We start from the raw sequence: 13,337 nt of genomic DNA, 5'->3' as shown, positions 1-13,337 counted from the left end.
CCGGCTGGAACGCAGCCTGACCAAGACGCTGGTAAGCCTTTCGCCAATTCCACAGGACGCGGCGAACAACGCCGAGCTCGTCGGCAATCTTGGCCGCGCTCTCGCCACTCGCAAGGCGTGTGAGAGCCGCAAGCTTCTCCTCCTTTGTGACGTATCGCGGTCGTTTTCTCATCATGTCCTCCAGTGAGGACTGGGAATAATTACCGTGTCTCAGAAATGGGGTTCACTACAATTCGAGTCGCCGGATCAGGGAATTCGAAGCAGCGGATCAGGGAAGTCGGTGCTTCGGTTGGACGCCCGGGCAGCCATGGCTGGCGGAGAGCATCACGCGCCGGCCCACAAAGTAAAACCACCCCTTTTTCTTGCGGTCGGTGCGGTCGCTTGCGGTCGCAGCCTTTGGAATCAAGGAGTTGGACCGACCGCAAGCGACCGTTCGGCAGGGCCTCTTGCGGTCGCATCCGCCGTCTTGCGGTCGCGGTCATCCGGCGCCCGCCCCGTCGCTGCGTTGACTCCCCCGTCCTGCAGCGGCCGCGGAGAATCGGCGCCGCCGATTCTTGCGTCCGTTGCGTCCGTGCGTCAGCGGCCTTTGAAATCAAGGACTTGGCGCTGACGCACCGGAATGGCGCTGCGTCAGGGGTGGGTCGGCTTGCGTCGGTGCCGGCAATCACGGTGCCATCCTTCGAATCGCGCGGATATGGTCCCACCGGCTATCACGCCACCGCACGAGCGGACAGAGCAGACAGCCGGGTTGGCTCTCTCCGGCAGCCACGATCGCCTGTGCAATCGTACCTTGCTGTCACGGCGTCATACGAACGGGTAGAAGGCCCAGCCGAACTGGTTCGCTGCTGCAGCCACGACATACGGACCGCGGGCGTCTCGCCCGCGGTCCGGAAGAGCATGAGCGCCATCCTGGCGGAGATTACTCCGCCATCAATGGCGCGCTCCCGGCGAAAAGGTGATCGGCGGGAAGCCGCCTCAGTGCACGATGCCAATCGAGGAGGCGGCCTCGCGGCAGGCCCGCTCGCAGGTCCGGCAGGCGTCGGCGCAAACCCGGCAGTGCTCGTGCCGGGCCGCATGCCTTTCGCATTCCTCGGCGCAAATCCGGCAGCCATCGCCGCAGATCTCAAGCATGCGCCGCAGAATGTCCCGGTTGGTGCCCGTGCGGCGCGACGCCAGCGCGGCCGACGCGAGGCAGAGATCGGCGCAGTCGAGATCGAGCCTGATGCACTGGACCAGATGTCGCACCTCGCTCTCGGACAGGCAGGCAACGGCGCAGCGCGTGCACGCCTGGGCGCAGTCGTGGCACTCGTCGATGCAGCGGCGCAGCGCCGGGTTGATGCCGCCCCTGGTCCGCGGACGGCTGAGGATGATCTGCGAGGTATGCATCCGGCCCTCCCTTCGATCTGCCAGCAACGCCTGGTGCGGCGGCCGGGTTACATGCGGCGTGGGAGGGGGAAGATCATTGCTGGGAGCGCGCCACTCCGATGGCGCTCTTCTTGTCGATCGCACATCCCATGAGCGCCATCGGAGTGGCGCGCTCCCAGCAATGACCCCTCCGCCCCGCCGGGAATAGGTTGAGGTTCGCGTCGACCCGCCCCATATTGGGACGTCATGTTGCTGATCCATCGTTCGCCGCGGGCGTCGCAGGCTGTCCGGACGGTTTCGCCGGGCGGCGAGCTGTTCGTGGCATCGGTGGTCATCTGCATGATCCTCGCCTCGTTCGGCGACGCCGTCGATCCGGCCCTGTTCGGCGAGGCCGGGCTGGAGTTCGCCGTGTTCGATCTCGGCGGCGAACTCTCCGTCCTGGCGATGCGTCACTGGCACCTGCTGCAGCTCCTGCTGGCCGGCGCCGCGGTCGCGGCGGGCATCGCCGTGCTCAGGGTCTCCGCCTCCCTCCTGACCAAGGCCTTGAACCCGGCGCCGCGCCGGGCCGTCGACAAGGTCCCGATAGAGCTCTGACGACACCCTGACTCCATCGCCGACCGGTCCCTCGCGACCGGCGGTTCGTCGTCATTCGTTCGTCGGAGATTTTCATGGAAGTCGACTTCCTGTCGGGCGCATTCCTGTCCGCCCTGCTCGCCATCGTCCTGATCGACCTCGTGCTGGCGGGCGACAACGCCCTGATCATCGGCCTGGTCGCCCGCAACCTGCCCAAGGACACCCAGCGCAAGGTCATCCTTTGGGGCACGTTCGGCGCCATCGCCGTGCGTGCCGTCATGGCCATCCTCGTGGTCTACATCCTCAACCTGCCGGGCTTCATGCTGGCCGGCGGCCTCGCGCTGGTGTGGATCGCCCGCAAGCTCCTGACCCCCGACCCCGAGCGCGACGCCAGCCACGCCGCCGCCGCCCCGGCGGCGACCTTTGCCGGCGCCGTGCGCACCGTCGTCATCGCCGACGCCGTCATGGGCATCGACAACGTGCTGGGCATCGGCGGCGCGGCCCACGGCAGCGTGCTGCTGATCGTGCTCGGCCTCGTCATCAGCGTGCCGATCATCGTGTGGGGCAGCCACCTGGTGATCCGCCTGGTCGACCGCTTCCCGTCGGTCATCCTGCTGGGCGGTGCCGTGCTCGCGTGGACCGCCTACACCATGATCGTGCGCGAGCCGCTCCTGGTGGCATGGTTCGAGGCGCATGCCGCCGCCAAGCCGCTGATCGCCATCCTGGTGTTCTCGATCTCGCTCGCCCCCTGGTACACCGAGCGGCTTTCCGAGACGTCGAAGCCGCTGGTCGCGCTGCTGCCCGGCATGCTGGCCTGGATGCTCGCGGTCGAGATGGCGGGCTCGTATTTCCAGGTGCAGATCGACTACCTGCTGACCTCTGAGACCGGCGGCTACGCCTTCGAGGCGATCCGCTGGCTGGGCTGGCTGCCGCTCGCCGCCCTGTACCTCTGGCTGCGCGAGCGGATCGTGCTCGGCGCCCGCCGGGCGGCGCGCGGCTAGGCCGCGCGTCCCGCCCCCTCGCCGCCCGCGGCACCGCTTGCGCCGCGGGCGGCCAGCGCTTACGACGAGCCCATGCGAAGAAAGCGACTGCCGGGCCTCGTCCTGGGACTTCTCCTGGCGACCCCGGCATCGGCCTGGGCCGACGACATGAAATACTGCGCCGACCTGACGGCGCTCTACCGCCGCTACCTCGGCAATTCCACCGAGGGCAAGATGTTCCCCGACGTGACGGTCGCCAACGCCATCAGCGATTGCGAAAAGGGCAACACCGCCGCCGGCATCCCGGTGCTGGAGAAGAAGCTGCGTGACGGGCGGTTCACGCTGCCGAAGCGGACGTGAGGGGCGCTTCGGAACCACTCCAGGTACGCTGCACGCAACGCCGCGTCTCGCCTCTTGGCCGCCTCAACTGACGGAATGTGGTCCTTATTCGGCTTCCGCATGATGGCGTAGTTCGCTTGGGAAGTTGATCAACCGAACCCATTCCAAGGGCATCTCGAACGATTCTTCGGATGGCGACTGATAGAGAGGGAAGTCCCAGGGTAGAACTTGTTTCGATGATGAGAAGTGACGAAGCGGAACGAGACGTTGAGCATGTACAGAATCTTCCGATCTGGAGATCGGCAATGGCCGCTTCCGGTTCGACGGTTCTCATGCGCGACATGAGATCGCCGAAACCCTCAATGTGCTGCAAATAGCATCTCCGCCAATTCTGCGAGTCTTGCACTTTAATGTCCCGCGGCGGCAACCCGGTTGCGATCGGAAATCAACCGGACAAAGCCTGTCCCGGTGACTGGGTGGAGTCTCGTTTTTACCCAGTCAGCGCCCAGGAAGTACTGAACGACAGCAATCAAGACAAACAGAGAGCGTTGCTCGAGCCACCGCAGTGACATTTACGGATGCAACGGGTTGCAAAGGCGGCCAATCTGCCGAAACCTCGGAGTTCCCATGGGGGCAGGATGTGGCGCGGCGACGCACGATTGCAGCGGAAGATGCGGATAGCGCTCGTCAGCCGTGAGTATCCGCCTGAAACGAACTGGGGCGGCATTGGCTCGTTCTACAGCAGCTTTGCGCTTGCCTTGGCAGGAGCGGGTCACGAGGTCGAAGTCTTCTGCCAATCGCTGACATCGACTGCGAGCATTGACGAACAAGGTATCCTGGTGCATCGGCTGCTCGTGCGGCACGACCTCACCGGACCGGAGATGGCCGGACACCGGGAAGGCGGAAACGCCGACCTGGGCGTGTTCGTCTATAGCCTCGCCGCCCGCATGCTCGAGGCGGTGCAGGCAAGACACTCGGCTAAGCCGTTCGACGTCATCGAGGGTCACGAGCATCTCGGCATCAACGCATTGATCAATGCCAGCCGGCCCGCCGGCGCCATGACGGTAACGCGCTACGAGGGAGCACATCACACGTTTGCGAAGCGGGGTGCCGCTGAGTGGCCGATGTCGGATTGGGTGCGAATCCTGGAAAAGCAGTCGATTCATGCCGCGCAACAGCGCATTGCGCCCTCATCTTCGATAGACGCAGCTGTTCAGGAGGATTTCGACGCGCCACCCGCAGATGCAATCATTCCGCATTTTCTGGACACTGAAAGGGACAGGGGCCACGCCACGCCGCGCCGCGAAGTGTTGCTGTTCGTGGGCCGGATGATGCTCGGGGTGAAGCGACCCGACCTGGCCGTACAGGCCTTCGTGCGCGTTGCGGCGGAGTTTCCTGCCTGGCGGCTCCATATCGTCGGTCCCGACCATTCCACCACACGCGGGATGACGACTTGGGAGCATTGTCGCAGCCTCATTCCCGATGGACTGCAGGATCGCGTGAGCTATTTCGGCCGGCTTGCGCCCAAGGAGGTCCAGAAGACCTATCGCGAAAGCAAGATCCTGGTCATGCCTTCTGCCTTCGAGCCGTTTGGCATGGTCGCCATCGAAGCCATGAGAGAAGGCTGCGTGCCGATCGTCGCAAGTGACACCGCGCCGGTTGACATCGTCGATGACAATGAACTGGTATTCGCCAACGGCAGTTGTGAGGCGCTGGTGGCGAGGTTGCGTCCACTGATGGCATCGGAAACGTTGCTTCGCCGTAAACGCCAAGCCTGCCTCAGCCGCTTCGACGCGACTTTTAGCGAGAGCGTGCTCCTCGAGCGCAATGAGCGGGCATTCCGTGCCGGTAGCGCCGCTCGTGCCGGGACGTCGCGGAGCTTCGGGCAGTTCCTGTCCTCGGCGGCGCAACGCCATCTGCCGCTGCTGCGGCCCAACCGCCCATGAGCCTGCCGCCGTGCCGGGTACAATGGCACCCGCGGCGAACCATTTTGCCTGAAGGCTCCATTGATCAACGACGTCGCTGTGCTTCTATGAGATTGGCATCCAGAACAATGCTAGAGGGTCGCGTAGTAGGGGGTGTCTCCGCTGCTCGGGATGGCGCGCTCGGCACGACCGAGTAAGCCTTGCAGAAGCGCGCCCTGGGTCTCACCGCCGCGTCGCCTGCAGTGAGACCGCGAGCGGCAGCCACGGCCTGTCCGGCCAGTGCCAGTCGCCGTCGCCCTTCCTCACCAGGATCTCGAACATGCGCCACGGCACCTGGGCGTGCTCGTGCAGCCAGTCGAGCGACAGGCCGGCGGCCAGCAACCCGTTCACGGTGTCCGACAGCGGATGCAGCCAATTGACGTTGGCGGCATTGGCGAGGCGGGCCGTCGGGTCGGCATAGTCGCGCTCGTCGACCGAGACGACCGGCTGGCGCGCGAAGTACGGCGCGAAATACCCGGGCCGTCCGTCGGGCAGGCGGGCGAGATCGTCGAACACGTAGGCCACCGGATGGGCGTCGGCGTAGTAGAGGCGGCCGCCCGGCTTCAGGAAGCCGGCGACGATCGCCGCCCAGCGCGCGATGTCGGGCAGCCAGCAGGTGGCGCCCCAGCTCGTGTAGACGAGGTCGAAGGCGGCGGGCCGGGCGATCGCGGCGGGCGCGTCGTAGAGGTCGGCCTCGACGAAGCTGGCGCGCCCGGCGAGGCCGAGCTCGGCGGCGAGCGATCGCGCCGCGGCGATCGCCGCGCCGGAGAAATCGAGGCCGGTGACGGTGGCGCCGCGCTGCGCGAGGCAGAGCGTGTCGGCGCCGAAATGACATTGCAGGTGCAGCACCTCGAGGCCGGCGACGCAGCCCAGCTCGGCCTCCTCGATCGGGTTCAGCACGCCGCGGCCGGCGCGCAAGGCGCCGAGATCGTAGCCGCCCGGTCCCGTGTGGATGCCGACGCGCTCGTCCCAGTTGGCACGGTTGATCGCGCGCCAGTCGCGCGCGTCGGCTGGCGTCACCGCACCACCAGGTCGCGGCCGGTCAGCCGACGATAGGCCTCGAGGTAGCGCTTGCTGGTGGCGTCGACCACCTCGGGCGGCAGCGGCGGCGGCGGCGCCTCGCCGTTCCAGCGCCCGGCATGGCGCTCGACGTCGAGCCAGTCGCGCAGCGGCTGCTTGTCGAAGCTGGGCTGCGGCCGGCCGGGCGCATAGCCGTCGGCCGGCCAGAAGCGCGAGCTGTCGGGCGTCAGCACCTCGTCAATCAGCAGGATGCCGCCCGACGCGGTGCACCCGAACTCGAACTTGGTGTCGGCGATGATGATGCCGCGTGGCGCGGCGATGTCGCGTCCCCGGCCGTAGACCAGGCGGGCCAGCCGCTCGAGCTCGGCGGTGATGTCGGCGCCCAGCACCTCGCGCATGCGGCCGATCGTGATGTTCTCGTCGTGCCCGCTCTCGGCCTTGGTGGCCGGGCTGAAGATCGGCGGATCGAGCCGGCCGCTCTCCTGCAGGCCGGCGGGCAGTTTCTCGCCGGCGAGCGTGCCGTGCTTGGCGTACTCGCGCCACGCCGAGCCGGTGATGTAGCCCCGGATCACGCATTCGACGGGGAACACGGTGCAGCGCCGGCACAGCATGGCGCGGCCGGCGATCTCGGCGCGATGTGGTCCGAGCGCCGGCACGGCGGCGGCGATGGCGTCGGCGTCGGCCGAGATCATGTGGTGCTGCACGGCGTCGCCTGGGGCGGACACTCCGCCTGGGGCGGACACTCCGCCCAGCTGGCCGAACCACCAGGCGCTGAGCTGGGTCAGCACCGCGCCCTTCATGGGGATCGGCTCGTCCATCACTACGTCGTAGGCGCTCACGCGGTCGGTCGCGACCAGGAGCAGCCGGTCGGCATCGACTTCGTAGACATCGCGCACCTTGCCGCGGGCGATCCGCTTCAGGGGCAGATCGCTCGACCTCATCGCCACGTTCGTTTCTCCGTCGCTTCGGCTACTTCTTCTCGTGGCGCATTTCCTCGAACACTTCCTTGGCGGTGAGCAGCGCCTCGCGCACCGAGGGCAGGCCGATATAGCCGGAAAGATGCAGCAGCGCCTCGGAGAGCTCGTCCTCGGTCCAGCCCTGGTTGCGCGCCATGCGCAGATGGATCGCGAGCTCCGGCCAGCGCGCCTGCGCGGTGTCGGAAATGACGCAGATCAGGGCGCGCGTCTTCAGGTCGAGACCGGGCCGCGACCACAGCAGGCCGAACACCGCCTCGCGCGAGTAGTCGCCGAACTTCTTCATCATCGGGTCGTCGTAGACCGTCTTGTTCATGTTGTCGGCGAACGCCGCGCCCATGAGCTGGCGGCGAATCTCGGTGCCCTTCTTGTAGTTCTCGCTCTCGGCCATCGTTTCCCTCCTCGGATTGCGGCGCAGCCTAGAGCGATTCCGGAGGAGAGGGAACCGGTTGCGGGAAGCGCACGGTCTTCCGGACCGCGGGCGTCCCGCCCGCCCATGAGGCTTTGCCGGGAGCGCGCCACTCCGATGGCGCTCTTCCTGTCGATCACACACTCGATGGGCGCCATCGAAGTGGTGCGCTCACGGCAATGAGCGGGCGGGACGCCCGCGGTCCGCATGAGGATGACCGACTGCGCACCGATCACGCGTCGAACGCCGTGAGCGATACCGCGCCGCTCGCCGGCGGCTGCAGCCCGCGCGCCAGGAAGTCGGCGAGGCGGGCGAAGATGCGGCCAGCCTCGGGGCAGCCGACATCCTGCACCACGGTCTCGGCGGCGACGTTCAGCAGCGCATTGGCGGCAAGGTCGCGGCACTCGGCCGGCAGATCGTCGACGGCGTCCGAGATCAGGCGCATGGCGCGCTGCAGATCGGCGAGGCGGTCGGGCCGGGCTGCGCTCATGGTCAGTTGAGCCTCCCCGCGGCGGCGCCGGGCAGCGGCGCAAGCCGCAAGCCTGCGCTCGCCAGCGCCACGGCGAACGCCTTCAGGCGCACCGCGGCGACGCGCGACGCCGTCGGCGCCATCATGACGTCGAGCGAGGCCAGCAGCGGCTGGTCGTAGTCGGCCTGCGCGAGCCCGCACAGGGCGACGAGCGTCGCCTCGTCGAGACTGACCGACGAGCAGGTCGGCTGATGGATCTCCATCGCCCGCCGCGCGCCGAACAGGAACGCGTCCATGGCGATGGCAAAATCGGGCAGCACCTCGAGCAGGCCGGCGAGCTTGAAGCCGCGATGCAGGATCGATCCTTCGCACGGCAGGCAGCGCTCCTGCTGCCACTGCCGCACCAGCACGAAGCGATCGCCGATCGGCATCGCGCAGGCGCAGCCGGGTCGGCCGCAGCCCGCGCGCAGGTCGGACTGAAACGGCGCATGCCGTTGTTCCGCTGAACTTTCCATGGCCTCACCCGAAGTTGGAGACGGTTGACAGATCGGCAGTATTGTGCGATTGCGAGTCATTCGCAATTCAAAAGTAAAAGGAGCTGCGAAGGCCATGAGCCAGCCACCGCGCCAGGCACGGCCAGACGGAAATGGGGGAGAGACGATTTCCGATCTGCCGGTCCAGGTCGTCGACAGCACCGCTCTGATGTGCGGCAACCGCGAGCTGCTTATCCGGCACGGCGCCGACATCTACCGATTGAGGGTCACCGCTTCCAACAAGCTGATCCTCACGAAGTAAAGCGTACCCGAGGGACCATCCCTCCTCGGTCAAACTGCCCAGCCAGCCGGTCCCTCCGACCCGCAGCCAGCCAGGCGCCCTTTTTTCATCTTGGGGGACCCTGGCATGAAAGCCCAATCACTGATCGCGATATTGCTCGCCACCACCGCACTCGGTGGCATCGCCGCCCTTCCCTTGCGCGCGCAGACACCGCCGCCGCCCGCGCAGATTCCCGGTCCAACGGCACCCGGCCCGCAGCCGGCCACCGCCACCACCACCACCACCACGCAAGCGCCGACGACCCAGGCGCCCACGACCGAGCCGACGCAGCTCGATGCCGTGACGACGGCCGCGACGCGCACGCGGCGGCCGCTGCTCGACGTGCCGGCCACGGTGTCGGTGACGACGTCGGAGGACATCGAGCGCGAGAACATGCAGGACATCCGCGACCTGACGCGCAACGAGCCGGGCGTGACGGTCGGCAACAATCCCAATCGCGCCGGCTTCCAGAACTTCCTCATTCGCGGCATCGGCGGCAATCGCGTGCTGCTGATGATCGACGGCATGCGCCAGCCCGACTTCCCCGACAGCAACCAGGGCGCCGGCACCTACACGCGCGAGCAGCCCGACCTCGAAGACATCAAGCGTGTCGAGATCATCCGCGGCCCTGCCTCGGCGCTTTACGGCTCGGACGCGCTGGGCGGCGTGGTCGCCTACATCACCAAGGATCCGCGCGACTACCTGCGCGACGGAAAAGACGTCTACGCCTCGGTCAAGGGCGCCTACAGCAGCTCCAACCAGCAGCTCGCCGAGACCTTCACCGGCGCGGTGCGCACCGGCGAGCTGGAGTTCATGGGGATCTACACGCGGCGCGACGGCCATGAGTTCTATCCGGCGCAGACCACCCTCACACCCAATCCGACGAGCTGGTGGAGCAACGACTTCCTGGCCAAGCTGGTGTTGCGGCCGACCGAGGTCGACACGATCCGCATCACCGGCGCGTTCACCCAGGGCCAGCAGAGCACGCAGATACTGTCCGGCGTCGGCAACTTCCCCTCGCTGTTCGCCCGCATCTACGACGAATGGGGCCAGGACTATACCCAGACCTATCGCATCGCCGCGCAGTGGCAGCACAACGCGCCGATCGGCTTCATCGATCGAATCGACTTCCTGGCCTATTTCAACTCGGTCAACACGCAGGCCGACACCTACCAGCTGCGCGGCGCCGCCGGCGGGCCGATCCCGACCAACGCCCGGACGTCGCGGTTCTACTACAACCAGAACGTCGCCGGCGCCGAGCTGCAGCTCGGCACCGACGCCCTGATCGGCGACACGCGCAACGTCTTCACCTACGGGCTGAGCTTCGCCTACACCACGACCACCAGGCCGCGCGACCGCTTCCAGATCACCCTGGCGACCGGCGCGCGCACGCAGAATGTCGGCGGCGAGCTCTATCCCAACAAGAACTTCCCCGACACCCAGACGATCCAGGCCGGCGCCTACGTCCAGGACGAGATCACCGCACTCGGCGGCAGGCTGACGATCATTCCCGCGGTGCGCCTCGACTACTACCGGCTCGACCCGGTGCCCGACCGCTATTTCTGGAACTCGACCGGCGCCACGCTGAATGTCGTGCCGTCGTCCAGCACCTACGCCTCGGCCTCGCCCAAGCTCGGCGCGATCTATCGCTTCGACGACACCTACTCGGCCTACTTCCAGTACGCGACCGGCTTTCGCGCGCCGCCCTACGACAACGCCAATTTCGGCTTCACCAACACCGCCTCGTTCTACCAGATCCTGCCCAACGCCAACCTGAAGCCGGAGACGGTCAACAGCTTCGAGGTCGGCTATCGCGGCAACTACGCCAACGGCTCGAGCTGGCAGCTCACCGGCTTCTACAATCTCTACAACAACTTCCTCGAGACGGTGGTGGTTGGCATGAACGGACCGGTCACCCAGTTCCAGTACGTCAACCTGACCAACGTCACGATCTGGGGCGTCGAGGCGCGCGGCGAGTATCGCTTCACGCCAGACTGGGCAGTGCTGGGCTGGACCGCCTTCGCCCAGGGCACCGACCAGCGCACCGGCCTGCCGGTCGATTCGGTGGCGCCATGGGCGACGCAGGCGCGCATCCGCTACGGCTCGGTCGAGCGCGGCCTCAACGCCCAGCTGATCGGCACCATGGTGGCGCAGCACAACATGGTGAGCAGCCCGTTCTATTTTCAGACGCCGGCGTATTTCAATCTCGACGCGACGGTGGGCTACGTGCTGGGCGACCACTTCAAGGTCAATGCTGGCCTCTTCAACATCACCAACGCCAAGTACTGGAACTCGGCCGACGTGATCGGCCTCACCTACAACAACCCGCAGCTCGACCTCTACGCCCAGCCCGGGCGCTACGTCGGCGTCAACTTCACGGCACGATGGTAAGACTCAGTCGACCCGTCGGCGAGCGGCCGCGCCAGCCCGCGACGCGCCCCGCGCGCTCGTCGCTGGCCCTGTCGCTGGTGCTGCACGGATTGATCGGCCTGCCCCTTCTCGCTGCCGGCTCGACCGGCAGCGCCTCGACCGATCAGCCGGTGCTGATCGTCGAGCTGGCGATGGTCTCGACTGCGACCACCGCGGCCGGCGACGGCAATGAGCCGGCCTCCCGGCCGACGCCGCCGGCCGAGCCGACCGCGCAGGCGGCCCCCCGGCCCGACGTCGCCTTGCCGCCGCCGGAGGAGCCGCCGCCATTCGATGCATCGACGCTGATGATCGAGCGGCAGCCGACGATCATCGAGCGCGAGACAAAGAATCCGGAGCAGGAGACGAAGGCAATCGAGCGGGAGACAAAGCCCATCGAGCGGGAGACAAACATCGTCGAACATGGGACAAGGATCGATCTGACACCGCCCGAGGAGCCGCCGCCACTCGACACGGCAACCCTGAAGGTGGAGCGTGAGATCAGGATCGACCTGGCGCCGGCAGAGGAGCCACCGCCGCTCGACACGTCGACTCTCAAGCCTGTCGAGCCGCCCAAGTCTGCCGAGCCGTCCAGGCCGAAGCCGGCGCCCGCCCCTCCACCGAAGCCGGCGCCACCGGCGCAGGCCGCAAGGGCCGACACGCCGCGTCCCGCGAATCCCCCTCGTCCTCCCGGCAAACCCGCCGCGCCCGCGAGCGCTGCTTCCTCGAATTTCGGCTCGGCCAGCGATGTCCGGCAGGCGGCGGCGGGCTTTCTGCCTGCACCGGCCATCGTCTGGGAAGGCAAGCCGCGCTTTCGCCATCCGCCGACGCCCGCCGCCTATCCGCCGCGCGCCATCGAGCTCAACCAGCAGGGCGAGGCCCTGGTGCGGGTGCGCCTCGACATGACCGGCACCGCCGTCGAGATCGTCCTGCATCGAAGCAGCGGATACCATTCACTCGACCGCGCCGCCCTTGCGGCGGTCCGCACGTGGCATTTCCTGCCGGCCATGCGCGACGGCAGGCCCGTTCCCTCCTGGGTCGAGATCCCGGTCCGTTTCCATCTGCGTTGAAGGAGAAGTGCATGCAACCGTCCCTCACCCCCGGACTCGCGGAGCGATGGAGCCAGCTGCTGAGCGAGAAGCCGACGTTGCGCATCCGCGACGCCGCCGTGGCGCTCGGCGTCAGCGAGGCCGAGCTGGTGGCGCTGGGCGTCGGCCGGACGGCGCATCCGCTAACCAATGACTGGCGGACGCTGCTCAACGAGCTGCCGTCGGTCGGGCGGGTGATGTGCCTGACGCGCAACGAGCACTGCGTGCATGAACGCCACGGCCGCTTCGAGGACGTCCAGGTCGGCGGTCCGCACGGGCTGGTGCTCGGTCCGGACATCGATCTGCGTCTTTTCCTCGGCAATTGGCGTTACGGTTTTGCCGTGCGCGAGCCGCTGAAGCAGGGCGAGCGGCTCAGCCTGCAGTTCTTCGATCCGGCGGGCGACGCCGTGCACAAGATCTACGCCACCGGGGAGACCGACCGGCCGGCCTTCGAGGCGCTGATCGCGCGCCACCGCGCCGACGTCCCGGCGACCTTGGCCCTCGTGCCGCGTCCCGACGAGACCGTGGACCGATCCGACTCGGAGATCGACCTCGATGGCTTGCGCCGGGCCTGGCGGGCGATGAAGGACACGCACGAGTTCTTCGGCATGCTGGGTAAGTTCAAGATCGGACGCGTGCAGGCGCTGCGCCTGGTCGGCGAGGAATTCTCCCGCGAGCTGCCGGCGCGCTCGCTGCGCGATGCGCTCGAGGCGGCGAGTCGCGAAGCCGTGCCGATCATGATCTTCGTCGGCAACCGCGGCTGCATCCAGATCCACAGCGGCCCCATCGAGCGCCTGCTCGAGGTGCCGGGCTGGTTCAACATCGTCGATCCGGCGTTCAACCTGCATCTGCGCGACGAAGGCGTCGCCCGCGTGTTCTCGGTGCGCAAGCCGACCGACGACGGCATCGTCACCTCGATCGAGGCGTTCGACGCGCT

15 protein-coding genes are annotated in these 13,337 nt (G+C 67.3%); 8 read left to right on the top strand and 7 right to left on the bottom strand.

All coding sequences use genetic code 11. The annotated features are described in order from the left end of the window. Positions 1 to 172 (bottom strand): helix-turn-helix domain-containing protein (locus tag AB7O82_RS31680; RefSeq protein ID WP_428621110.1); only part of this gene is annotated, 172 nt, incomplete at its 3' end. Between the two features lie 803 nt (positions 173 to 975). Further along, the gene (locus tag AB7O82_RS31675) at positions 976 to 1,386 is read right to left on the bottom strand and encodes a four-helix bundle copper-binding protein (protein WP_428621108.1); all 411 of its coding nucleotides are present in this window, start codon (positions 1,384 to 1,386) and stop codon (positions 976 to 978) included. 225 nt (positions 1,387 to 1,611) lie between these two features. Here AB7O82_RS31675 and AB7O82_RS31670 point away from each other — a divergent pair, with 225 nt between their 5' ends. From AB7O82_RS31670 to AB7O82_RS31655, 4 genes are all read left to right on the top strand, one after another. Next, positions 1,612 to 1,959 carry a hypothetical protein gene (locus tag AB7O82_RS31670; RefSeq protein ID WP_428550326.1) on the top strand — a complete coding sequence of 116 codons (348 nt, stop codon included), beginning with the start codon at positions 1,612 to 1,614 and terminating at the stop codon, positions 1,957 to 1,959. 74 nt (positions 1,960 to 2,033) lie between these two features. Continuing rightward, positions 2,034 to 2,939 (top strand): TerC family protein, encoded by a 906-nt coding sequence (locus AB7O82_RS31665; protein ID WP_428550329.1) that lies wholly within the window; start codon positions 2,034 to 2,036, stop codon positions 2,937 to 2,939. A gap of 72 nt (positions 2,940 to 3,011) precedes the next feature. After that, complete coding sequence (locus tag AB7O82_RS31660) at positions 3,012 to 3,278, top strand: hypothetical protein (RefSeq protein ID WP_428550331.1); 267 nt, start codon at positions 3,012 to 3,014, stop codon at positions 3,276 to 3,278. 650 nt (positions 3,279 to 3,928) lie between these two features. Beyond that, complete coding sequence (locus tag AB7O82_RS31655) at positions 3,929 to 5,203, top strand: glycosyltransferase family 4 protein (protein WP_428550334.1); 1,275 nt, start codon at positions 3,929 to 3,931, stop codon at positions 5,201 to 5,203. A gap of 201 nt (positions 5,204 to 5,404) precedes the next feature. On the opposite strand, the gene AB7O82_RS31650 is transcribed toward AB7O82_RS31655, so the two are convergent. The 5 genes from AB7O82_RS31650 to AB7O82_RS31630 form a co-directional block, all read right to left on the bottom strand. Beyond that, positions 5,405 to 6,241, bottom strand: a complete 837-nt coding sequence (locus AB7O82_RS31650; protein WP_428621106.1) for a class I SAM-dependent methyltransferase — start codon at positions 6,239 to 6,241, stop codon at positions 5,405 to 5,407. Next, positions 6,238 to 7,182 (bottom strand): phosphoribosylaminoimidazolesuccinocarboxamide synthase, encoded by a 945-nt coding sequence (locus tag AB7O82_RS31645; protein WP_428550360.1) that lies wholly within the window; start codon positions 7,180 to 7,182, stop codon positions 6,238 to 6,240. Before AB7O82_RS31645 ends, AB7O82_RS31650 begins: the two co-directional genes overlap by 4 nt. A gap of 28 nt (positions 7,183 to 7,210) precedes the next feature. Further along, positions 7,211 to 7,606 carry a carboxymuconolactone decarboxylase family protein gene (locus AB7O82_RS31640; protein WP_428550339.1) on the bottom strand — a complete coding sequence of 132 codons (396 nt, stop codon included), beginning with the start codon at positions 7,604 to 7,606 and terminating at the stop codon, positions 7,211 to 7,213. A gap of 250 nt (positions 7,607 to 7,856) precedes the next feature. Next, positions 7,857 to 8,114: a hypothetical protein gene (locus AB7O82_RS31635; RefSeq protein WP_428550341.1), complete on the bottom strand. Its 258-nt coding sequence runs from the start codon at positions 8,112 to 8,114 to the stop codon at positions 7,857 to 7,859. A 2-nt stretch (positions 8,115 to 8,116) separates the two neighbouring features. Next, complete coding sequence (locus AB7O82_RS31630; RefSeq protein WP_428550344.1) at positions 8,117 to 8,608, bottom strand: hypothetical protein; 492 nt, start codon at positions 8,606 to 8,608, stop codon at positions 8,117 to 8,119. A gap of 94 nt (positions 8,609 to 8,702) precedes the next feature. Between AB7O82_RS31630 and AB7O82_RS31625 the strand changes: the two genes are divergently transcribed. From AB7O82_RS31625 to AB7O82_RS31610, 4 genes are all read left to right on the top strand, one after another. Continuing rightward, positions 8,703 to 8,888, top strand: coding sequence for a hemin uptake protein HemP (locus tag AB7O82_RS31625; RefSeq protein WP_428550347.1), 186 nt, complete (start codon positions 8,703 to 8,705; stop codon positions 8,886 to 8,888). A 105-nt stretch (positions 8,889 to 8,993) separates the two neighbouring features. Further along, positions 8,994 to 11,297: a TonB-dependent hemoglobin/transferrin/lactoferrin family receptor gene (locus AB7O82_RS31620; RefSeq protein WP_428621105.1), complete on the top strand. Its 2,304-nt coding sequence runs from the start codon at positions 8,994 to 8,996 to the stop codon at positions 11,295 to 11,297. Next, a complete protein-coding gene (locus AB7O82_RS31615; RefSeq protein ID WP_428550353.1) occupies positions 11,291 to 12,382 on the top strand; it encodes an energy transducer TonB in 1,092 nt (363 codons plus the stop codon). Before AB7O82_RS31620 ends, AB7O82_RS31615 begins: the two co-directional genes overlap by 7 nt. Positions 12,383 to 12,393: 11 nt before the next feature. After that, positions 12,394 to 13,337, top strand: a 944-nt coding sequence (locus tag AB7O82_RS31610) for a hemin-degrading factor (protein WP_428621103.1), incomplete at its 3' end; no start/stop codon positions are given.

Source organism: Reyranella sp. (genome assembly GCF_050185545.1).
Taxonomy (GTDB): Bacteria; Pseudomonadota; Alphaproteobacteria; order Reyranellales; family Reyranellaceae; genus Reyranella.
The sequence above is the reverse complement of the archived record's forward strand: the minus strand, read 5'-3'. Positions and strand labels throughout refer to the sequence as shown.